Source organism: Gryllotalpicola protaetiae, assembly GCF_003627055.1.
In the GTDB taxonomy this organism is placed as follows: domain Bacteria; phylum Actinomycetota; class Actinomycetes; order Actinomycetales; family Microbacteriaceae; genus Gryllotalpicola; species Gryllotalpicola protaetiae.
The window spans coordinates 2,796,592-2,817,769 of record NZ_CP032624.1 but is presented as its reverse complement, the minus strand read 5'-3'; the positions used below and the strand labels follow the sequence as shown (position 1 = coordinate 2,817,769).

19 protein-coding genes are annotated in these 21,178 nt (G+C 70.4%); 7 read left to right on the top strand and 12 right to left on the bottom strand.

All coding sequences use genetic code 11. The features are described from left to right. Nucleotides 1-55 precede the first annotated feature (55 nt). The 4 genes from rbfA to nusA form a co-directional block, all read right to left on the bottom strand. Nucleotides 56-502 carry a 30S ribosome-binding factor RbfA gene (rbfA, locus tag D7I44_RS13635; protein WP_120789999.1) on the bottom strand — a complete coding sequence of 149 codons (447 nt, stop codon included), beginning with the start codon at nt 500-502 and terminating at the stop codon, nt 56-58. 3 nt (nt 503-505) lie between these two features. After that, nucleotides 506-3,238 (bottom strand): translation initiation factor IF-2, encoded by a 2,733-nt coding sequence (gene infB / locus D7I44_RS13630; RefSeq protein ID WP_120789998.1) that lies wholly within the window; start codon nt 3,236-3,238, stop codon nt 506-508. A gap of 105 nt (nt 3,239-3,343) precedes the next feature. Then, nucleotides 3,344-3,601 carry a YlxR family protein gene (locus tag D7I44_RS13625; protein WP_120789997.1) on the bottom strand — a complete coding sequence of 86 codons (258 nt, stop codon included), beginning with the start codon at nt 3,599-3,601 and terminating at the stop codon, nt 3,344-3,346. An 81-nt stretch (nt 3,602-3,682) separates the two neighbouring features. Continuing rightward, nucleotides 3,683-4,717: a transcription termination factor NusA gene (gene nusA / locus D7I44_RS13620; protein WP_120789996.1), complete on the bottom strand. Its 1,035-nt coding sequence runs from the start codon at nt 4,715-4,717 to the stop codon at nt 3,683-3,685. 177 nt (nt 4,718-4,894) lie between these two features. Between nusA and D7I44_RS13615 the strand changes: the two genes are divergently transcribed. From D7I44_RS13615 to D7I44_RS13605, 3 genes are read left to right on the top strand one after another with little or no spacing between them, the layout of a single operon-like run. After that, entirely contained in the window at nt 4,895-5,521 is a 627-nt protein-coding gene (locus tag D7I44_RS13615; protein WP_120789995.1) for a TetR/AcrR family transcriptional regulator, read from the top strand. A 13-nt stretch (nt 5,522-5,534) separates the two neighbouring features. Then, a complete protein-coding gene (locus tag D7I44_RS13610) occupies nt 5,535-6,638 on the top strand; it encodes a glycosyltransferase (RefSeq protein WP_120789994.1) in 1,104 nt (367 codons plus the stop codon). 52 nt (nt 6,639-6,690) lie between these two features. Continuing rightward, a complete protein-coding gene (locus tag D7I44_RS13605) occupies nt 6,691-7,287 on the top strand; it encodes a gamma carbonic anhydrase family protein (protein WP_120789993.1) in 597 nt (198 codons plus the stop codon). A 67-nt stretch (nt 7,288-7,354) separates the two neighbouring features. Here the strand turns inward: D7I44_RS13605 and D7I44_RS13600 are convergent, their stop codons facing one another. The 3 genes from D7I44_RS13600 to D7I44_RS13590 form a co-directional block, all read right to left on the bottom strand. Continuing rightward, nucleotides 7,355-8,308, bottom strand: a complete 954-nt coding sequence (locus D7I44_RS13600; protein ID WP_120789992.1) for an endonuclease domain-containing protein — start codon at nt 8,306-8,308, stop codon at nt 7,355-7,357. 157 nt (nt 8,309-8,465) lie between these two features. Continuing rightward, nucleotides 8,466-9,491, bottom strand: a complete 1,026-nt coding sequence (locus tag D7I44_RS13595) for an LLM class flavin-dependent oxidoreductase (protein WP_120790962.1) — start codon at nt 9,489-9,491, stop codon at nt 8,466-8,468. A gap of 90 nt (nt 9,492-9,581) precedes the next feature. Next, entirely contained in the window at nt 9,582-10,295 is a 714-nt protein-coding gene (locus D7I44_RS13590) for a hypothetical protein (protein ID WP_120789991.1), read from the bottom strand. Here D7I44_RS13590 and D7I44_RS13585 point away from each other — a divergent pair. Together D7I44_RS13585 and D7I44_RS13580 are read left to right on the top strand one after the other, a co-directional pair. Then, on the top strand, nt 10,294-12,315 hold the full coding sequence (locus tag D7I44_RS13585) for a sensor histidine kinase (protein WP_120789990.1): 2,022 nt from the start codon (nt 10,294-10,296) through the stop codon (nt 12,313-12,315). The two genes, D7I44_RS13590 and D7I44_RS13585, sit on opposite strands and share 2 nt — an antisense overlap. After that, a complete protein-coding gene (locus D7I44_RS13580) occupies nt 12,312-12,962 on the top strand; it encodes a response regulator transcription factor (RefSeq protein WP_245980334.1) in 651 nt (216 codons plus the stop codon). The genes D7I44_RS13585 and D7I44_RS13580 overlap by 4 nt, the downstream gene beginning before the upstream one ends. Nucleotides 12,963-12,986: 24 nt before the next feature. Here D7I44_RS13580 and D7I44_RS13575 read toward each other — a convergent pair whose 3' ends face one another. Next, entirely contained in the window at nt 12,987-14,753 is a 1,767-nt protein-coding gene (locus tag D7I44_RS13575; protein ID WP_120789989.1) for a proline--tRNA ligase, read from the bottom strand. 69 nt (nt 14,754-14,822) lie between these two features. On the opposite strand from D7I44_RS13575, the gene rhuM reads away from it, so the two are divergent. Together rhuM and D7I44_RS13565 are read left to right on the top strand one after the other, a co-directional pair. Continuing rightward, complete coding sequence (gene rhuM, locus D7I44_RS13570) at nt 14,823-15,200, top strand: RhuM family protein (protein WP_120789988.1); 378 nt, start codon at nt 14,823-14,825, stop codon at nt 15,198-15,200. 9 nt (nt 15,201-15,209) lie between these two features. Continuing rightward, nucleotides 15,210-16,643: an RNB domain-containing ribonuclease gene (locus D7I44_RS13565; RefSeq protein ID WP_120789987.1), complete on the top strand. Its 1,434-nt coding sequence runs from the start codon at nt 15,210-15,212 to the stop codon at nt 16,641-16,643. 87 nt (nt 16,644-16,730) lie between these two features. Here the strand turns inward: D7I44_RS13565 and D7I44_RS13560 are convergent, their stop codons facing one another. The 4 genes from D7I44_RS13560 to D7I44_RS13545 all read right to left on the bottom strand — a co-directional run bounded on the left by D7I44_RS13560 (nt 16,731) and on the right by D7I44_RS13545 (nt 21,124). Continuing rightward, entirely contained in the window at nt 16,731-17,852 is a 1,122-nt protein-coding gene (locus tag D7I44_RS13560; RefSeq protein ID WP_162940282.1) for a CU044_5270 family protein, read from the bottom strand. Next, nucleotides 17,815-18,417 carry an RNA polymerase sigma factor gene (locus tag D7I44_RS13555; RefSeq protein WP_245979640.1) on the bottom strand — a complete coding sequence of 201 codons (603 nt, stop codon included), beginning with the start codon at nt 18,415-18,417 and terminating at the stop codon, nt 17,815-17,817. Before D7I44_RS13555 ends, D7I44_RS13560 begins: the two co-directional genes overlap by 38 nt. Nucleotides 18,418-18,491: 74 nt before the next feature. After that, nucleotides 18,492-19,646, bottom strand: a complete 1,155-nt coding sequence (ispG, locus tag D7I44_RS13550; protein ID WP_181445569.1) for a flavodoxin-dependent (E)-4-hydroxy-3-methylbut-2-enyl-diphosphate synthase — start codon at nt 19,644-19,646, stop codon at nt 18,492-18,494. Nucleotides 19,647-19,822: 176 nt separating this feature from the next. Next, nucleotides 19,823-21,124, bottom strand: a complete 1,302-nt coding sequence (locus tag D7I44_RS13545; protein ID WP_120789984.1) for a M50 family metallopeptidase — start codon at nt 21,122-21,124, stop codon at nt 19,823-19,825. Between the last annotated feature and the right edge of the window lie 54 nt (nt 21,125-21,178).

The following is a 21,178-nucleotide window of genomic DNA, read 5'->3' as shown; positions in this document are numbered from 1 at the left end:
ACAGGGAAGGGCCCGGGGAGGATCGCTCTCCGGGCCCTTTCGTGAGGCATCCGATCTATTCTTCGATCTCGTCCTCGTCGTACTCGCGCGGCTTGACGTACGGGTCCTCGTCGCCGGCGTAGTGCGCGGTCTCAGCGAGCGCGGCCACCTCGGAGTCGCGTGCTGCCGCTGAGCGCAGCAGCTCGTCGATGTGGGCGGCGTTCTCGGGGATCGCGTCGGCGATGAACTCGAGCGTGGGGGTGAGTCGCACGCTGATGTTGCGACCCACCTCGGTGCGCAGCATGCCGGTCGCGGCCTTGAGAGCCGCGGCCGAATCCGTGCGCTCCTGCTCGGTCCCGTAGACCGTGTAGAAGACGGATGCATGCTGCAGGTCGCCCGTCACCCGGACGTCCGTGATCGTCACGAAGCCCAGGCGCGGGTCGCGCAGCCCCTTCTCGAGGCGCTTCGCGATCACGACCTTGATGCGGTCTGCCAGCTTCCTGGCGCGTTCCGGATCCGCCATGTCCTAACCTCGCGGCTTCTCAACCATTTCGATGGTCTCGATCTCGTCGCCGACCTGGATGTCGTTGAACTTGCCGAGGCCGATGCCGGCCTCGAAGTCCGTGCGCACCTCGGTGACGTCGTCCTTGAAGCGACGCAGCGACTCGATGGCGAGGCCGTCGGCCAGCACCACCCCGTCGCGGATGACGCGCGCCTTGGCGTTGCGCGTGATCGTGCCGCTGCGGACGTAGACACCCGCGATGTTGCCCCACTTGGACGAGCGGAACACCTCGCGGATCTCGGCGAGACCCGACTGCACCTCTTCGAACTCCGGCTTGAGCATGCCCTTGAGGGACTGCTCGATGTCGTCGATCGCGTTGTAGATGACCGAGTAGAACCGGATGTCGACACCCTCGCGGGCGGCGCGCTCGCGGGCCTTGACGTCCGGGCGGACGTTGAAGCCGACGATGATCGCGTTGTCGATCGTCGCGAGGTCCACGTCGGACTCGGTGATCGCGCCGACGCCGCGGTGGAGGATGCGCAGCTGGACGCTGTCGTCGACCTCGATCTTGAGCAGCGACTCCTCGAGCGCCTCGACGGCACCGGAGACGTCACCCTTGATGATGAGGTTGAGCGACTCGACCTTGCCCTCTTCGAGAGCGCGGGTGAAGTCCTCGAGGCTGATGCGCTTGCGGGCCTTGGCCAGCTGGGCGTTGCGCTCGGCCGCCTCGCGCTTCTCGGCGATCTGGCGGGCCGTGCGGTCGTCCTCCGTCACGATGAAGGTGTCACCGGCGCGCGGCACCGACGACAGACCCTGCACCTGGACGGGGCGGCTCGGCAGAGCCTCCGCGACGTTCTCGCCGTTCTCGTCGAGCATCGCGCGGACGCGGCCGTAGGCCGTGCCTGCGACGATCGAGTCGCCGACATGCAGCGTTCCGGACTGGATGAGGACGGTCGCCACGGCGCCACGGCCCTTGTCGAGCTTGGCTTCGATCGCCACACCGCGCGCGTCCTTGTCGGGGTTCGCGCGCAGATCGAGACCCGCGTCTGCCGTGAGCAGCACCGCCTCGAGAAGCTCGGTGAGACCGATGTTCTCGCGCGCCGACACGTCGACGAAGATCGTCTCGCCGCCGTACTCCTCGGCCACGAGGCCGAACTCGGTGAGCTGCTGGCGCACCTTGGCCGGGTTGGCGTCGGGCTTGTCGATCTTGTTGACCGCGACCACGATCGGCACGTCGGCCGCCTGCATGTGGTTCAGCGCCTCGATGGTCTGCGGCATGATGCCGTCGTCCGCCGCGACTACGAGGATCGCGATGTCGGAGACCTGCGCACCGCGGGCACGCATGGCGGTGAACGCCTCGTGACCGGGGGTGTCGATGAAGGTGATGGCGCGCTCGGCGCCTTCGTGCTCCGTCCACACCTGGTACGCACCGATGTGCTGCGTGATGCCGCCGGCCTCGCCTGCGACCACGTTGGTCTGGCGGATCGCGTCGAGCAGGCGGGTCTTGCCGTGGTCGACGTGGCCGACGACGGTGACCACAGGCGGCCGGGGCAGCAGGTCCTCGTCGGACTCGTCCTCGAGCTCCTGCTCGAGGTCGATGTCGAAGCCCTCGAGGAGCTCCTTGTCCTCGTCCTCTGGGGAGACGATCTGGATCTTGTAGCCGAGCTCCGCGCCGAGCACCTCGAAGGTGGCCTCGTCGAGCGACTCGGTCGCCGTCGCCATCTCACCGAGGTGGAAGAGGACGGTGACCAGGTTGCCGGGGCTCGCGTCGATCTTGTCCGCGAAGTCGGAGATCGACGAGCCGCGACGCAGCCGGACGATCGTCGAGCCGTCGCCGCGGGGAACGCTCACGCCGCCGAGCGACGGTGCCTCCCGCATCTCGAACTCTTGGCGCTTCGTCCGCTTCGACTTGCGGGCGCGGCTCTTGCCGCCGCCACGGCCGAACGCACCGGCGGTACCGCCACCGGGGCCACGACCGCGGCCGCCGCCGCCACCGGGGCGCGGGCCGCCGAAGCCGCCGCCAGGAGCGCCGCCACCTGGGCGCTGGAAACCACCTGCACCGGCGCCGCCGGGACGCTGGAAGCCGCCTGCGCCGCCCGGACGACCGGGACCGCCAGGGCGGCCCTGACCAGCGCCCTGGCGCTGGAAGCCCTGACCGGGGCGGGGCGCGCCGGGGCGCGGAGCACCCGGACGGGGTGCGCCGGGGCGCGGAGCCTGAGGCCGCGGGATGTTGCCGGGCGAGGGGCGCTGGCCCATGCCCTGCGACGACGCGAACGGGTTGTTGCCGGGGCGCGGCGTGCCGGCTGGGCGCTGGCCCATGCCCTGCGACGACGCGAACGGGTTGTTGCCGGGGCGCGGCGTGCCCTGCGGGCGCGGCGCGGCCGGCTTGGCCGCACTGGGCGCGGAACCGCCACGCGGGGCATCCGTCTGCTCGGCCGCCGGGCGTTCGGCCGGTGCCTGCGCGGCGGGCGCGGGCGCCTCGGCCACGGGGGCGGCTTCGGCCTTCGCGGCAGGAGCAGGTGCCGGGCGCGGTGCGGCCGGCTTGGCCGGGCCGGGCTTCGCGGAAGCTGCCGGCGCCTTCGCGCCGGCGTCGCCGGAGACCAGCTCTGGGTGGTCCTTGATGTATGCCGTGAGCTTGCGCACGGCGGGGGGTTCGATGGTCGACGAGGGAGTCTTCACGAACTCCTTCAACTCGCCGTTGAGGATTTCGACCGCAGCCTTGCTCTCGATTCCGAGGTTCTTGGCGATCTCACTCACGCGTGGTTTGGCAGCCACATTTCTCCTGTTCCGAGGCCCGCCCTCGGTTCAGGGCAGGCGCTAGTGGTGGACGGGTCTCATTTCGAGCCGCTCATTAGTTGTCCATTAGCCGTTCAGCCTGTTCTCTAGCTGGTGCGCGATCGATACCGTTTCGATCGCGCCTGACACCCGCAGCGCTCGCCCGAAGGCTTTGCGCTGGAGCGCCTTCTTCACGCATTCCGGGCTCGGGTGGAGCCACGCACCCCGACCCGGCAGTGTGGCGGACTCGTCCACCACGATGACGGATTCTTGGACGACGACCCTCAGAAGAGAGGATCTCGGAGCGCGAGAACGGCACCCGATGCACGTTCTGACGGGTTCCATTCTAGACCCCTGCCTTTAGCAGCGCTGACAGCGCAGCAGCAGAAATGCCGGGAGAGGTGTTCCCCCGGCATCCCCTGTCACTCACTGAGCCGAGTCGGGCTGGATGTCGATCTTCGCGCCCGTGAGCTTCGCGGCGAGGCGGGCGTTCTGCCCTTCCTTGCCGATCGCGAGCGAGAGCTGATAATCCGGCACGAGTGCGCGCACGGCCTTGAGGTTCTCGTCGACGACGTACGCCTTGGTCACCTTCGCCGGGCTGAGGGCGGATGCCACGAACGCGGCGAGATCCGGCGAGTAGTCGACGATGTCGATCTTCTCGTTGTTGAGCTCCGCCGTGACGGCGCGCACGCGCGACCCCATCTCGCCGATGCACGCGCCCTTGGCGTTGATGCCGGGCTCGACGGCGCGCACCGCGATCTTGGTGCGGTGCCCCGCCTCACGCGCGAGCGACACGATCTCGACCAGGCCGCCCGCGATCTCGGGAACCTCCAGCGCGAACAGCTTGCGCACGAGCGCCGGGTGGGTGCGGCTCACCGTGATCTGCGGGCCTTTGAGACCCTTCGCCACACTCGTCACGTAGACGCGGATGCGGGAGCCGTGGGCGTATTCCTCGCCGGGCACCTGCTCCTCAGGGGGCAGAATCGCCTCGATCGAGCCGAGGTCGACGTGCACCATGCGGGGGTTGGGGCCCTGCTGGATGACGCCCGCGACGATGTCGCCCTCGCGGCCCTTGAACTCGCCGAGCACCGACTCGTCCTGGATGTCGCGCAGGCGCTGGTTGATGACCTGCTTCGCCGCGAACGCCGCGATGCGACCGAAGTCGCTGGGGCTGTCCTCTGCCTCGCCGATGACGTTGCCCTCGTCGTCGAGCTCAGGGACGTAGACGGTGACGTGCCCCGACTTGCGATCGAGGTGCACCCGCGCGGCGGGCTGCTTCGTCGCAGTCTCTGCGTGCGGGGCGGGAGCGGCGCCGGGGGCGCCGTGGTGGTGCGGTTCGGCCTGCCCGGTGTGCTTCAGGTAGGCGGTCAGAATCGCCTGCTCGATGATGTGGACGAGCTCGTCGAAGGGGATCTCCTTCTCGCGCTCCATCAATCGCAGGACGCTGAGGTCGATGTCCATATGCCGGCCTCCTCAATATTGACTTTCCGGTATTCAGTTCAGCGCCCGGGTCATTCCAGCGCGCACAGCAGCCCACGCTCGCGCGCAGGCTAAACAACCAGTCTACCCGAGCATTCGGCGCCGAGGCCAGGCGTGCTCTTGACGCGGCATCTCATTTCAGTGTTAATCATCGTTAACATGAAAACGACTCGCACCTACGTGATGCGCGAACGCGCCGAGCGGGCCGAGCGGACGCGCGAGCGCGTCCTCACGGCCACCGTCGCACTCGGCTATTCCCGACCGCTCGCGCAGTTGACGCTGCAGGCCGTCGCTGACCGCGCGGGCGTGTCGGTGCAGACGGTGCTGCGCCAGTTCGGCACCCGCGACGAGCTGATCGCGGCGGCGATCGAGCACGAGCAGGGCCAGGTGCGCGACGATCGCGTCGCCGACCCCGACGATCTGGCCGCGTCGCTGCGCTCGCTGCTCGTCGAGTACGAGCGCCTCGGCGACGGCATGATCCGCATCCTCGGGCAAGAGGAGTGGGAACCCGCGGCCGCCGCGATCACCGGGCCCGGTCGCGCGCTGCACCGGAGCTGGGTGATGCGAGCGTTCGCCCCTGCCATCGCCGCCGCAGCCGACGCTGCGGCCGCGACCGACCTGCTCGTCGCCGCGACCGACCTCTACGTCTGGAAGCTCTTCAGGCGCGATCGCGGGCTCGGCCGCGACGCCACGGCGGCGCGCATCCGCGCGCTCGTCGACGCGGTGCTCGCGTCGCTCCCCTCTGGGCCGGGTGCGCCCGAAGCATCCGGCCCCTCCCCCAGTTGAAACGGAGACGCCCGTGTCTCGCATCATGTTCGTGTCGGCCGATGCAGGCGGAAATCTGCCGCCCGCGCTCGCCCTCGCCCGCACCCTCGCCGCGCACGGCCATGAGGTCGCGATCGCCGGCAGCCCCCGCCAGAGCACGCGCGTCGGCGACGTCGCCTTCCGCTCACTGCCGGCGCTCGCGGACTGGCCGGACCCGACCGCGCCGTGCTCGGCCGTCGCCACCGTGCGGAAGTATCTGCGCCTCGCCGCCTCGCGCCGCATCGCCGCAGATGCCGCCGCAGCGGCCCGCGACTGGGCGGCCGACGCCGTCGTCGTGGACTGCATGATGCCGTCATCCGCCCAGGCCGTTCACGAGAGCGGGAAGCGCACCGCGATCCTCTTCCACACGCTGCTGTCGTACTGGACGGGACCGTGGGCGCACGGCCCCATCGGCGGACTCGCACGGCTCGCTGGCACCGACGCGGTGCGGGCCTGGTCGCAGGCCGACGCCCGCCTCGTCACGACCGTGCGGGAGCTGGATTCCGGCTCACTGCCCGAGACGAGCTGGATCGGCACGACCGAGAGCGGGGTCGCGGCGATGCCGGCCGAGCCGCCCCTCGTGCTGGTCAGCTTCAGCAGCATCTTCTACCCGGGCCAGGCGGCCGCGTACCGGAACGTGATCGCCGCGCTCGGAACGCTGCCGGTGCGCGCGATCGTGACGATCGGCGCCGGCGAGTCGATCGGCGGTGAGACACCGCCCAATGTCGAGGTGCGCGGCTACGCCGATCATTCGCAGCTCATGCCCGGCGCCGCGCTCGTGATCACCCATGGCGGCCACTCGACGACGCTCAAGGCGCTCGCGCACGGCATCCCTGTTCTCGTCGTGCCCATGTACTTCCCGGTCGATCACCCGATCATCGGCCGCTCGGTCGAGCAGGCCGCGGTCGGTGCCGTGGTCTCGCACAAGGCTCGGCCGGCGGAGTTCGCAGCGGCCATCGCCGGGCTCCTCGGCGACCCGGCGCGCGCGGTCGCGGCGCGCGCGCTCGGCGAGCGCATCAGGGCGACGGATGCCGCGGAATCCGCCGCACGCATCATCGCCGGCCTCGCGCCGAGCTCAAACGCCGTGGAATCGCGCTGACGCGCGCCGCGACGGCCGCGCCGCGGCGCGCCGCGGCGCGCTAGCGTGAGGCATGCTGTACGAACATCAGGGGCTCACGCCGCGGGTGCACGGCGACGCGGTCGTCGCACCGAGTGCGGTGGTGAGCGGTGACGTCGAGCTCGACGAGGGCGTGCAGGTGCTGCACGGGGCTGTGATCACCTCAGAGGGCGGCCCGGTGCGGATCGGTGCGTACACGATCGTGATGGAGAACGCCGTGATCCGCGGGGTCACCGGCAACGCCGTCAGCATCGGCGACCACTGCCTGGTCGGCCCCCACGCATACGTCTCCGGGGCGACCGTCGAGCCCGAGGTCTTCCTCGCCACCGGCAGCCGCGTCTTCAACGGCGCGGTCATCGGCCGCGGCAGCGAGGTGCGCATCGACGCGATCGTGCACCTGCGCACCGAGCTGCCCGAGGGCACCACGGTGCCGATCGGCTGGGTCGCGGTGGGGTCGCCCCCGCTCATCGCCCCGCCTGAGCAGCACGACGAGATCGAGGCGCGGCAGCGCGAGCTCGACTTCCCCGAGTACGTGTTCGGCCTCGACCGCGACACTCCGGACCTCATGGTGCAGCTCACGGAGCGCTACGGCGCCCGCCTCGGCCGTCACTCCGACGACCGGGCGGTCTGAGCGGACGACGACGGGTGCGAGAAGTACGTTCCATCGCGAACGAGCGTACTTTTCGCACCCGTTGCCCTCAGCCCCGATAGCCGCGCGCTCGCAAGATGGTCACGAGGCGGGCGATGAAGTCCACGGGGTCTCCGAAGACATCTGCCGCGAACACCCGGATGACCTTCCAGCCAGCCTCCTCAAGTAGCTCGCGCCGGCGCTGGTCCCGCGCCCACTGCCTCCGATCGCTCCAGTGGTTCTCGCCCTCATACTCGAGAGCGACCCGCCACTGCGGGAACTTCAGATCTGGGCGCAGCGTGAGGCTGCCTCCTTGGACCGGCGTCGGGTCATTCACCAGAGGCTCCGGAAGCCCGGCCGCGACGACCATGAGCCGCAGCAGCGATTCTGGACGGGAATCCACGCCCTCCCTCACCCGCGCGAGCGCCCACCTCAGCTTCTGAGCACCGCGGCCGCGGGCATGCCGATCGACCGCATCGGCGAGCTCCAGCCTCGTCGCCAACGGGGTTCGATAGCGACCATCGTCGGGGTTGCCCGAGATCAGGTAGTCCCCAACCGCCACGAGCTCTTCGCGGCTCAACTCACCGGCGAGCTGGCACCATGCGTCAGGCGGCGACACGAGCGCGAATCCGAACGCGGTCCGCAATCGCGCCCGGCCCTCGACAACCTTGATGCCCTGCACGCCATGCGTTCGCGGAGGCGTTCGCGGTGCGATCACCCCGACCACCAATGGCCGTTCCTCGAATCGATCGGTGAGGGGCGCCTGCCACACGAGCGCGGCCGTGCTTCCGGCGAAGAACTGGCCCGGAAGCATCCGCGCGCTGTACTCACGGCACGCGATCTGGGTTGCAGAGAGGTGCGCGCGCAATGGGTCGGCCTGCCCTTCGATCACGTTGACGCCGTGATACGGATGCCGCACCACGGGCTGCCTCAGCTGGGCACGCGTCAGCCCACCGAGCTGCGCAGCCGCGGTCGAGAATGCCTGTCCGTGAAAGCCGGGATCGATCGGCTTGCGAATCGTCATGCGCGCAAGCATCCGCACCGCGCGCGCACTTGCGTGGCGTGCTTACTTGTGCACTGTGGGAAACTCGCGCCCTTCGGCGGGTGTGGAAAGTACGTCCGATGGCGAACGAACGCACTTTTCGCACCCGCCGACGGGGCGGCGCAGGGCGGGGACGAGCTCAGCGCCAGCCCAGGGCCGGGGCGACCTCCGTCAGGATCGACTCGATCACGTGGGCGTTGTACTCGACGCCGAGCTGGTTGGGCACGGTGAGCAGCAGGGTGTCGGCCGCGGCGATCGCCTCGTCCTCGGCGAGCTGCTCGATGAGCTTGTCCGGCTCTGCCGCGTAGCTGCGGCCGAAGATCGCACGCGTGGTCTCGTCGATGAATCCGATCTGGTCGTGCTCGTCGCGGCCCTGCCCGAAGTACGCGCGATCCTCATCCGTGACGAGCGCGAAGATGCTGCGGCTGACCGAGACGCGCGGCTCGCGCTCCCAGCCCTGCTCCTTCCACGCGGCGCGGTAGCGCTCGATCTGCGCCGCCTGCTGCTGGTGGAAGGGCCTGCCGTCCTCGTCGTTCTTGAGCGTCGAGCTCTGCAGGTTCATGCCGAGCTCCGCGGCCCACTCGGCGGTCGCATTCGAGCCGGCGCCCCACCAGATGCGGTCGCGCAGCCCTTCGGAGAACGGCTCGAGCGGCAGGAGCCCCGGCGGGTTCGGGAACATCGGCCGCGGGCTCGGCTGAGCGAACCCCTCGCCCTCGATGACCTTCAGGAACACCTCGGCGCGGCTGCGCGCCATGTCGGCGCCGCTCGCGTCGTCTTCGCCCGGGTCGTAGCCGAAGTACCGGAAGCCGTCGACGACCTGCTCGGGCGACCCCCGCGAGACGCCGAGCTGCAGTCTGCCGCCTGCGATGAGGTCGGCTGCGCCAGCATCCTCAGCCATGTACAGCGGGTTCTCGTATCTGAAGTCGATGACGGCCGTGCCGATCTCGATCTTCGAGGTGCGCGCGCCGACCGCGGCGAGCAGCGGGAACGGGGAGGCGAGCTGGCGGGCGAAGTGGTGCACGCGGAAGTACGCGCCATCAGCGCCCAGCTCTTCGGCTGCGACCGCCAGGTCGATCGACTGCAGCAGCGCGTCGGATGCCGAGCGGGTCTGCGAGTGCGGCGACGGGGTCCAGTGGCCGAAGCTCAAGAATCCGATTGATTTCACGGATGCCACAACAGCACAAACGCCGCGGAAATGCCGGGGCCGCGCCGATCGTGTGCGGCGATCGGCGCGGCTCAGCAGGGGTGGGGTGTGTCAGCCCCTGGTGCGCCACTCGTCGAGCGGCAGGCGCAGCGCGATCGCGGCGACCATGGCGAGGCCGACGGTCTCGAGGATCGCGCCGGCGACCTCGAACCATTCGCTGCCCGCGATGAGGCCGGTCACGTGCAGCACGGGCCAGGCGATGATCAGGACGCCGGCGAGCTTCGGCACCCCGCGGCTGAGCAGCGCCGCGAGCCCGAGCAGGAGTGTGCCGACCAGGTTGCCCGCGACGAACACGAGGAACCACGGCTGAGCGCTCGGGTCGTTCTGGGATGCGTCGATGGCCGCAGCCGCGTCGACATGGTGCTCGCCGAGCGCCATCACGAGCCAGTTGGTGCCGCTGACGACGGCGTACGAGATGTATCCGGCGCCCATGAGCGCAACCGCGATGAGCGCGAGCCGCGGGCGCGTCGGGCGCAGCACCCGGGTCGCCGTGGGCAGGCCGACGATCAGGATCATGACGCCGACGATGAGCGCGACGGTCGCGAGGCGCAGCAGGCCCTCTTCGCTGCTGTACAGCTCCATCGCGTTCGCGGCGGTGGAGTCGTCGCCGCCGTTCAGGGTGGCGAGCGCGTACGCGAGGTTGACGACGGCCTGGGCGAGGATGCCGAGCGGAAGCGCGACCGCGGTGCAGAAGCGCCGGAAGCCGGCCGTCGGATCGGGGGTGAGCTGCGCCGTGAACTGCGGCGCGGCGATGGTCTGAGTCATGGCGGAGCCTTTCGAGGTGGATGGTGCGTACTCGACCACCCTCGTGCGGCGGCACGCGCCCGGCATCGGCGCCCGCCCCGAGATCGCCTACGCATCAGCACTGATTTCGAGCAGAACTCAGCTGCCCTATCGTGGGCGCATGGCGTGGGGTCGCACAGTCGTCATCGCCTGCTGGCTGGCCGTGGCCGCAGGCGTTGCGACGTTCGCGGTGCTCGCCCCTGGACCGCTCGACGATGTCGGCTCGTTCCTCGGCGGCCTCGCGCTCGCGGCCGTGCCGCTGGTGCTCGCCGTGGTCGTCGTGCGGCGCTTCCCCGCGCATCCGGTCGGCGCACTGCTCGGGGCGAGCGGGGCCTCCGCCGCGCTCGTGACGTTGCCGATCCCCGGGCAGCTCACGACATCGGGTGTGCTGCAGGGCGTCTGGGTGCTGCTCTACCTGCCGCTCGCGCTGCTGCTGATCACGGCGCCCGACGGGCACGCCCGGTCACGCTATGCGCGTGTCGTGGCGTACGGCTTCACGGGTGTCAGCGCATTCTTCGTCGTGGGCTGCGTGTTCGACGCGCTGTTCCCCGGCACGCCGGCGCTCCAGGCGATCGGCGGGGTCGTGCTCGGGCTGATCATGCTGTCGCTGCTGGCATCCGCTCTCGCTCCGGTGCTGCGCTATCGCGCGGCCGACGAGCGCGAGCGGCTGCAGCTGCGGTGGCTGTTCGTCGCAGGGTTCTCGCTGCCGCTCACGCTGATGCTGTGCTGGACCGGCTACCTCGTGTTCGGCGACCCGTCGCTCGTCGGCATCGGGCTCGAGGTGATGTTCGTCGCCATCCCGGCGGCGGCCGCGATCGCCGTCGTGCGGCCGGCGTGGTTCGACATCGACCGGGTGGCGCTCGAGATCGCGACCACGGTGGCCGTGGGGGTCGCGGTGCTCGCGCTGCTCACGGCGGCAAGCCTCAGCTTCGGCATCCGTCTCGCCGGCATCACGCCGGTCGCCGCGCTCGTCGTCGCGGTCGTTCTGACGGCGTTCGCGGCGGCGGTCTACCCGCTGGCGCGCCGCCTTCTGGCGCGCGTGGTCTACCCGGAGCGCGGCCGGGTGCTGGCGGCACTGCGGCTGCTGCGCCAGGAGGTCGACGCCGGCCGCGCCGAGCCCGAGTCCGTCGAGGCGATGCTGCGCGAGACCTTGCGCGACCCAGGGTTGCGGGTGGCCTACCGCCGCGTCGGCGACGCCGCCCTGGTCGGGCTCGACGGCTCACCGGTGACGGGCGAGCGGCTCGAGCCGGTGCGGCTCGCCGGCGAAGAGATCGGGGCGCTCGCCGTCTCGCCCGACCGCGCCCGGCGCATCGCGCGCTCGGTGGCCGATGCCGCGGCCCCACTCGTCGAAGCCGCCCGACTGCGCGGCGAGCTCGCCCGCACCTCCGCCGAGCTCGCGGCCTCGCGTGAGCGGATCGTGCGCGCCGGCTATGAGGAGCGCCGCCGGCTCGAGCGCGACCTGCACGACGGGGCGCAGCAGCGACTCGTCGCGCTCGGCATGTCACTGCGCGTGCTGCAGCGCACGGCGCCCTCCGCCGACACGCTCGCCGGGTCGCTCGACACCGCGGTCGCCGAGCTCAGCACGGCGCTCGCCGAGCTGCGTCAGATCGCGCACGGCATGCGCCCGAGCGCCCTCGACGACGGCATCGGGCCCGCACTCGCGAGCCTGGTCGCACTCGCGCCCGAGGCGATCGAGCTCGACGTGCAGACCGGCGAGCTGCCCGACGCGGTCGGCACGACTGCGTATTTCGTCGCCAGCGAGGCGGTGACGAACGCGGTCAAACATGCGGATGCCTCGCGCATTCACGTCTCGGTGCATGGGAGCGGCGACTGGGTGAGGGTCAGGGTCGTCGACGACGGCCGCGGTGGCGCCGTGATGCGCCCCACCGCAGGGCTCGCCGGACTGCACGACCGCGTCGCGGCGCTCGGCGGCCGGCTCGAGATCGCCTCGGAAGCCGGGACCGGCACGGCGGTGGAGGCGATGCTGCCGTGGCAGACATGACGCCGCTGCGGGTCGTGATCGGCGAGGACTCCGCTCTGTTCCGCGAAGGGCTCGCCGCGTTGCTGCAGTCGGCCGGGCACGAGGTCGTCGCGCGCGCGGCGACCGCCACGGCGGCGGTCGCTCAGGTGCGCGCGCATGCGCCCGACATCGTCGTTCTCGACATCCGCATGCCGTCGGGCGAGGAGGGGGTCGCCGCGGCGCTCGAGATCCGCGCGTGGGATCCCCCCACCCCTGTCCTGCTGCTGTCGCAGCACATCGAGACGCGCCGCTCTGTCGAGCTGGTGTCGTCGGGGGGTTTCGGCTATCTGCTGAAGGACCGTGTGCTCGACGTCGACGACTTCCTCGCCGCGCTCGAGCGCGTCGCGCGCGGCGGGACGGCGCTCGACCCTGAGGTGGTCTCGCGGCTGGTGGCGAGCGCTCGGGCGTCCAGTGTGCTCGACCCGCTCACGCCTCGCGAGCTGGATGTGCTCGCGCTCATGGCGCAGGGCCGCTCGAACGCGGCGATCGGGCAGCGCCTGTTCCTGTCGGAGCGGACGGTGGAGACCCACATCCGCAGCATCCTCGCCAAGCTCACGATCCCGGAGTCGGCCGACGGCCACCGGCGGGTGCTCGCGATCCTCACCTACCTCGAGGCACGAGCGGCCTGAGGCCGTGGCCGCACGGCCCGGGCGCTATGCGGTGAGCTGCGCGACCGCGTCGGCGATCGCGACCGTCTCGCGCTCGCCCGTCGCACGGTTCCAGAGCTCGACCTGGCCGTCGGCCGCGCCACGGCCCACGACGAGAACGCGCGGCACGCCGATCAGCTCGGCGTCGCCGAACTTCACGCCGGGACTCACCTTCGGGCGGTCGTCGTAGAGCACGTCGAGGCCCGCCGCCTCGAGCTGCGCGATGACGTCTTCCGCGATGCCGTAGACCGCGTCGTCCTTGCCGGTCGCGACCACGTGCACGTCGAAGGGGGCGACGGATGCCGGCCAGATCAGGCCCTTCTCGTCGTTGTTCTCCTCGGCGATGATCGCGAGGATGCGCGTGACGCCGATCCCGTAGGACCCCATCGTGACCGTGACGAGCTTGCCGTTCTCGTCGAGCACCTTGAGGCCGAGGACCTCGGCGTACTTGCGGCCGAGCTGGAAGACGTGGCCGATCTCCATGCCTCGCTCGATCGTGACCGGCCCCGAGCCGTCGGGCGCCTCGTCGCCGGGCAGCACCGCGGCCGCCTCGACGACGCCGTCGGCGGTGAAGTCGCGGCCCGCGACCAGGCCGAGCACGTGCTTGCCCTCGACGTTGGCGCCGGTCACCCAGCCCGAGCCGTCGGCCACGCGGGGGTCGACGAGATAGCGGATGCCGGTGCGCGACTCCTCGCCGAGCACGGCGCCGTCGGGCGACCAGGGACCGATGTAGCCCTTCACGAGGCCCGGGTTCTTCGCGAAGTCGGCCTCGGTGGCGGGCTCGACCTCGGCAGGCTGGAACGCCACCTCCGCACGCTTGATGTCGAGCTCGCGGTCACCGGGGATGCCGACGACGACGAGCTCGCGCGTGCCGTCGAGGTGGGTGAGCGCGAGCACGACGTTCTTGAGCGTGTCGGCCGCAGTCCACGCGCGGCCGTCGGGGCGGGGGTGGTTCGCGTTGGCGATCGCGACGAGCGACTCGATCGTCGGGGTGTTCGGGGTGTCGACGACCTCCTGAGGGGTCAGCTTCTCGTAGCCGCGAGCGGGCGGTGCGGTCGTGGTGAAGGCTTCGACATTGGCTGCGTAGCCGCCGGCCGACTGCACGAAGGTGTCCTCGCCGACGGGGGTCGGGTGCAGGAACTCCTCGCTGCGCGAGCCGCCCATCGCGCCGGCATCCGCCTGCACGATGACGTAGCTCAGGCCGAGGCGCTGGAAGATGCGCTCGTATGCGTCGCGCTGCGCGAGGTAGGAGGCGTCCAGCCCGGCATCCGTGTAGTCGAAGGAGTACGCGTCCTTCATCGTGAACTCGCGGCCACGCAGGAGCCCAGCGCGGGGCCGCGCCTCGTCGCGGTACTTGTCCTGGATCTGGAAGATCGTGAGCGGCAGGTCCTTGTACGAGGAGTACAGGTCCTTCACGAGCAGGGTGAACATCTCCTCGTGGGTGGGCGCGAGCAGATAGTCGGCGCCCTTCCTGTCCTTGAGGCGGAAGATGAGGTCGCCGTACTCGGTCCAGCGATTCGTCGCCTCATAGGGCTCGCGGGGCACGAGCGCCGGGAAGTGCACCTCGTGCGCGCCAGCCGCTGCCATCTCCTCGCGGATGATCTGCTCGATCTTCGCCTTCACCCTGAGGCCCAGCGGGAGCCACGAGAAGACGCCGGCCGCCGTGCGCCGGATGTAGCCGGCGCGCACGAGCAGCTTGTGGCTCACGACCTCGGCGTCGGCGGGGTCTTCGCGCAGGGTGCGCAGGAAGTAGTTGGAAAGGCGAGTGGGCACGGGTCAAGTTTTCCACATCGGCTTGCGCGCCTTGACAGCGGAAAGCTCGAGGGCCGTACGGTCGCAGGCATGGAAGTCTCTGCACCGTCTTCAGAAGTCGAGCTCTACCAGTCCGCCGACGGCTCGGTGACCCTGGAGGTCAAGACTGACGACGACACCGTGTGGCTGACGCAAGCTCAGCTATCGGCATTGTTCGGCCGCGATCGCACCGTAATTGCCAGGCATGTCGCGAATGCCAAGAGAGACGAGCTCTCAGGGAATCCAGTTAGTGCACTTTTTGCACATACTGCCGATGACGGCAAGACCTATCAGGTCGAGCATTACAACCTGGACACCATCATCTCCGTCGGCTACCGCGTCAAGTCCACGGAAGGGGTTCGGTTCCGTCGGTGGGCATCCGACGTACTCAAGCGGTACCTCGATCTTGGCGGACACGCAGCCGGGTAGCCTCGGGCCATGGCGCGACGCAGCTCTCGACTCTCGGCGTCGGCGGCGCAGAGCGAACTTGCCGAGGCGCTCGCGGCGCTGCGGGTTCAGCTCGGGGTTCCTGGCGAGTGGCCCGACGATGCCGCGGTCGAGGCGGAGCAGGCATCCGCCGCCCCGCTCGGCGAACTGCCCGACCTGACCGACCTCGAATTCTTGACCATCGACCCGGCAGGGTCGACCGATCTCGACCAGGCGATGCATCTGGCGACGACGGACGCCGGTTTCGAGGTGCACTACGCGATCGCCGACGTGCCCTTCTTCGTCGCCCCCGACGGCGCTCTCGACGACGAGACGCGGCGGCGCGGGCAGACGCTCTACGCGCCCGACGGACGGATCCCGCTGCACCCGGCCGTGATCTCGGAGGGTGCGGGCTCGCTGCTGCCCGGGCAGCTGAGGCGAGCGTTCGTGTGGCGGTTCGAGCTCGAGGCCGGCGGCACGGTGACCGCCACCTCGCTCACCCGCGCGCTCGTGAAGTCACGTCGGCAGTGGAGCTACGACGAGGCGCAGCAGGCGATCGACGACGGCACCGCTCCCCCGGCGCTTGCGCCGCTGCCCGCGATCGGCAAGGCGCTGATCGCGCAGGAGGCGGCGCGGGGCGGGGCATCCCTCAACACTCCGGACCAAGAGGTCGTGCTGACACCGGACGGCTACGGCGTCGAGCGGCGCGTGCCGCTGCCGATCGAGGACTGGAACGCGCAGCTCTCACTGCTGACCGGCATGGCCGCAGCCCACATCATGCTCGGCGGCGGGGTGGGGATTCTGCGCACCATGCCACCCGCCGACGAGTCCGCCGTCGCCGCATTCCGCGCGCGCACCGAACTGCTCGGCTTGCCATGGGCCGAGGGCACCGAGTACGGCGAGTACCTTCGTGGTCTCGACAGGGCTCAGCCGCGGGTGCTCGCCGTGCTGCAGGCGGCCGCGTCGCTGTTCCGGAACGCCGGCTACGAGGTGTTCGACGGCGCGCCCCCGAAACAGCCGGTGCAGGCAGCGCTCGCAGCACCCTACGCGCACGTGACCGCGCCGCTGCGCCGGCTCGTCGACCGCTGGGGCCTTGTGATCTGCGAGGCGCTCGCGACGGGGAAGCCGGTGCCCGACTGGGCGCGTGCCTCGCTGCCCGAACTGCCGCGCATCATGGCGACGACCTCGTCGCTGTCGGGTCGTCTCGACTCGGGCGCGCTCGACCGCGTCGAAGCCGCCGTGCTCTCGGGCCGCGTCGGCGACGAGTTCGATGCCGTGGTGCTCGCGCAGAATCACACGAAGACACGGATTCAGCTTGCGGAGCCGCCGGTCGAGGCATCCGTCGACGGCATCGTGGGCGCGCCGGGCGACACGCTGCGCGTGCGGCTGGTCGGGACGGCCATCGCGACCGGCGAGATGGAGTTCGCACCGGTCGCGATCGGGTGATTCAGCGAGCGGATGCCTGCAGCGCGGCCTCGACGTAGGGCGTGAGATCGACCGCCACGGTGGCGGGCAGGGTGACGGCGGCCGGGCTCAGTTGCTCGGGCACAGGTAGCCCTTCAGGCGGTCCTTCGTGCATCCGGTCGCATCGAATCCGCCATTGGCGGTGCCGCGGGGCGCGGAATCCACGACGCTGGTGGCGACCGAGGTCCACTCGATGCTGGTGCCGGCCGGCATTCCGCTGTCCGCCCTTAACAGCACCTCGCGCTCGCCGATGAATGCGCCGGTGGCGGGGTCGATGATGATGTCCTGGCGGTAGCCGGCGCTGGTCGAGGCGAAGCCGACCGCGGTGCCGGTGCGGCCGTCGAGGTTCGCGGCCTTGTCTGTCAGCTGCACACCGGGGATCAGCGCGGCTGCGCGGAACAGCGCGGCGCGGGTGCCCGCCGGGACGATGCCGGTGCGCAGCAGGTCGGCGATCCACCCGATCGCGGCCGCGCCCTGCGAGTCCCCCTGGCCCTTCGAGCGCGCGTAGACCTGGTCGAGCAGCTTCCCCGGGCCGCTCGGCAGCGCGGCGATCGCGGCCGGCGTCATGTCCGTCGAGCACGAGCCGTAGTAGCAGCCGCCGGCCCCCACGACCCATTCAGTGGGAACGTTGAAATCGCCTGCGAGGTCCTGCTTGGCGGCGGCCTCTGACGCGGGGCCGAACGTCCGATACAGGGTCGCCGCCGGCCGGATCCAGATCCATGTCTGCGACTGATCCGCCGGGATGTACTGCTCGTCGGAGTTCTCGCGAAGGTACGACACGGTCGTCCCCGACTCGCCGCCGACCGTCGAACTGTACACCGCGTCGGTCGTGAGCTTGAGGTACTGCCCGGGCGGCACGACGGGGTCGCTCGCGTTCGCAGCGACATCAGCTGCGTTGATCAGCGCGGATGCCGCAGCCGGGCTCGCCCCGCCGTGCCCGCCCGGCAGCCCGATCACGTTCGTCAGCGCGAGCGCAGCTGCGACGCCGAAGGCGACCGCGACTCCTCCGGCCGTCCAGCCGGCGCGGCGCCAGGTGAGACGTGGGCGACTCGCCCGTGCTCGTGGGCGCTGCTTCGGCGAAGCATCCGTCGTCCACAGCTCCTCGAGCTGCGCGCGACCTGCGACGAGCGCCCCCTCGCTCGGCTCCTTGATCTCAGCGCGCACCCGGCGCAACAGCGTCAACTCGTCCACGATCCACCTCCTCGTGGCGGGCATCGCCCGCGTCGAAAGCCGCCCGCAGCTTGGTGCGGGCGCGGTTCAGTCGTGAGCGGACGGTTCCGATCGGAATCCCCAGCGCGCCTGCGACGCCCTCGTAGTCGAGGTCGCCCCATGCGTACAGCAGCAGCGCGTCGCGGTCGCCGTCGCGCAGGCGCCGGACGGCTCCGGCGATGCGCCGCACGGCGGCCGCAGCGTCAAGGGTGTCGCCGAGTGCGGCCATCGGGTCCGCGGCGAGGATCGTCGCCGCATCGGCCGCGACGAGCGCCCGCCAGGCCTTCGCCTCGAGCCGCGCGTGCTTCCGCAGCAGGGTCGTCGCGATGCCGAGCAGCCACGGCCGGGCATCCACCTGGTCGGTGTCGAACGCGCCGCGCTTCTCGAAGGCGACCAGGAAGGTCTCGGCCATCACATCGTCGGCCACCTGAACGCCCGCGCGCCGCGCCGCGTAGCGGTGCACCGTGCGGGCGTGCCGGTCGTACAGCTCGCCGAAGCGCGCCGGCTGCGACCGGGAGGCCGTGATGATCTCGCCGTCTGTGCTCACGTCAGGTATTGCACGTTTCGGCGGTTCGGGTTCACGGTTTCACGAAGCCCGAGCCGCGGGCGTCCGGCGCGAGTTCAGTGGCCGACGGTCACCGACGGCTCGCCGACCGGGGCGTCGGCGCCCATCTCGGCCGCGAGGCGGCGAGACTCGGCGATCAGCGTCTCGACGATCTCGGACTCCGGCACCGTCTTGATGACCTCGCCGCGCACGAAGATCTGGCCCTTGCCGTTGCCGGAGGCCACGCCGAGGTCGGCCTCGCGCGCCTCGCCCGGGCCGTTCACGACGCAGCCCATGACGGCGACGCGCAGCGGGACGGTGACATCCTTGAGGCCTTCCGTCACATTGTTCGCCAGCGAGTAGACGTCGACCTGGGCGCGGCCGCAGGAGGGGCACGAGACGATCTCGAGCTTGCGCTCGCGCAGGTTCAGCGAGCGCAGGATCTGCAGGCCCACCTTCACCTCTTCGACCGGCGGTGCGGAGAGCGAGACGCGGATGGTGTCGCCGATGCCCTCTGACAGCAGGATTCCGAAGGCTGTCGCGCTCTTGATAGTCCCCTGGAACGCCGGCCCCGCCTCGGTGACGCCGAGGTGCAGGGGCCAGTCGCCCCGCTCGGCGAGCAGGCGGTAGGCCTTCACCATCACGACGGGGTCGTTGTGCTTGACCGAGATTTTGAAGTCGTGGAAGTCGTGCTCTTCGAAGAGAGACGCCTCCCACACGGCGGACTCGACGAGCGCCTCCGGCGTCGGCTTGCCGTACTTCTGCAGCAGGCTCGGCTCGAGCGAGCCCGCGTTCACGCCGATGCGCAGCGAGACACCCGCGGCCTTCGCGCGCCGCGCGATCTCGCCGACCTGGTCGTCGAACTTGCGGATGTTCCCCGGATTCACGCGCACCGCGGCGCACCCCGCGTCGATCGCGGCGAAGACGTAGTTCGGCTGGAAGTGGATGTCGGCGATGACCGGGATCTGGCTCTTCTTCGCGATGATCGGCAGCGCCTCTGCGTCGTCGCGGCTCGGCACGGCGACGCGCACGATGTCGCAGCCTGCCGCCGTGAGCTCGGCGATCTGCTGCAGCGTCGCGTTGATGTTCGTCGTCGGCGTCGTGGTCATCGACTGCACGCTGACGGGCGCGTCGCCGCCGACCAGAACCTTGCCCACCTTGATCTGGCGGGACACGCGTCGGGGGGCGAGAACGTCGGGCGCCGTCGGCATGCCCAGATTGATTGCTGCCACCTCAGAAGTCTAGGTAAGGACGTGACATGCGCGCTCAGCCAGCCATCAGCGAATCGGCTACTTGCTCGCCGATTCGCGGAGCGACTCGCGCTGCGCTGGCCGCTGAAGAGCGACAGCCCGGTGGGCTGTCGCGCGGCTGGCGCTGGCCAAGCTGCGCTTGGCCAGGACCGGCGTGACTAACCAGCGCTGATCGGCTTCACGAGGTCGGCATAGGCGAGCAGCAGCTCCATCGCGATGAGCACCGTGACCACGCCGAAGGTGAGCGGCAGCAGGCGCGCCATGTCGACGTGCTTGGGCTTCTTCCCCCGGCGGAACGCGGCGAACCACCAGCGCTTCCCCTGCTCCCACAGCGCCCCGAGGATGTGCCCGCCGTCGAGCGGCAGCAGCGGCACGAGGTTGAAGACGAACAGCGAGATGTTGAGCGCGGCCACGATCGACAGCAGCCACTCGAGGCGGTCCACGAACGGCGTCTGGGTGTTGCTCGCGACGTCGCCTGCGAGGCGACCGACTCCGATCAGACCGACGGGGCCGTTCGCATCGCGCTGCTGCGAGCCGAACGCGGCGTTCCACACCTGCACCATGCGGTTCGGCAGGTTGAGGAACACGCCCGTCGTCGCGGACAGCTGCTTGCCGACGGCGCCGGGAACCGAAGAGATCGGCTGGCGCACATTGCCCTGCCCGAACGCGAAGCCGACCACGCCGGCCTTCACGACCTTCGCGTTGCCCTGGGCGTCGTAGACCGTCTTGCTCGACAGCACGGGCGTCATCGACAGCGTCACATCCTGCCCGCCCCGCTCGACGACGACCGAGATCTGACGGCCCGGCGCGTCACCGATGAGGTCGGATGCCTTCTGGAAGTCGTTCCCGATGCGGTGGCCGTCGACGCTGACGATTCGGTCCCCCGGCTGCATTCCCGCGAGCGCCGCGGGCGCGACCGGATCGGCGCCGGTGCAGGTCGTCGACGTGCTCGTCGCGGGCTTGAGGCATTGCGACACCGAATCGACGACGGGGATGCTCGACGGGATTCCGACGCCCACCGCGATGATGCCGATGACGACGACGGCGATGACGAGGTTGGCGAAGGGTCCCGCGAACATGATGATGATCCGCTTCCACGGCGCCGCCGCGTAGAACGCGCGGTGCTCCTCCCCCGCGGGCACCGTCTCGGCGCTCGACTGACGCGCGCTGTCGATGAACTGCGCGAGGCGCCCGCGCCGCGGCTGCTTCCCGTCGGGCCCCGGCGGGAACATGCCGATCATCGCGATGTAGCCGCCGATCGGCAACGACTTCACGCCGTACTCGGTGTCGCCCTTCGTGCGGCTCCACAGTGTGTTGCCGAAGCCGATCATGTACTGCGTGACCTTGACGCCGAAGATCTTCGCGGCCGTCAGGTGCCCGAGCTCGTGCAGGCCGATCGAGACGCCGATGCCGACGACGATGAAGACGATGCCGAAGAGGAACAGCAGGACGGATTCCACACGGCCAACCTAACCGCGGCCGCTTTGAACCTGCCGCAAGACGGCTATGTGTGA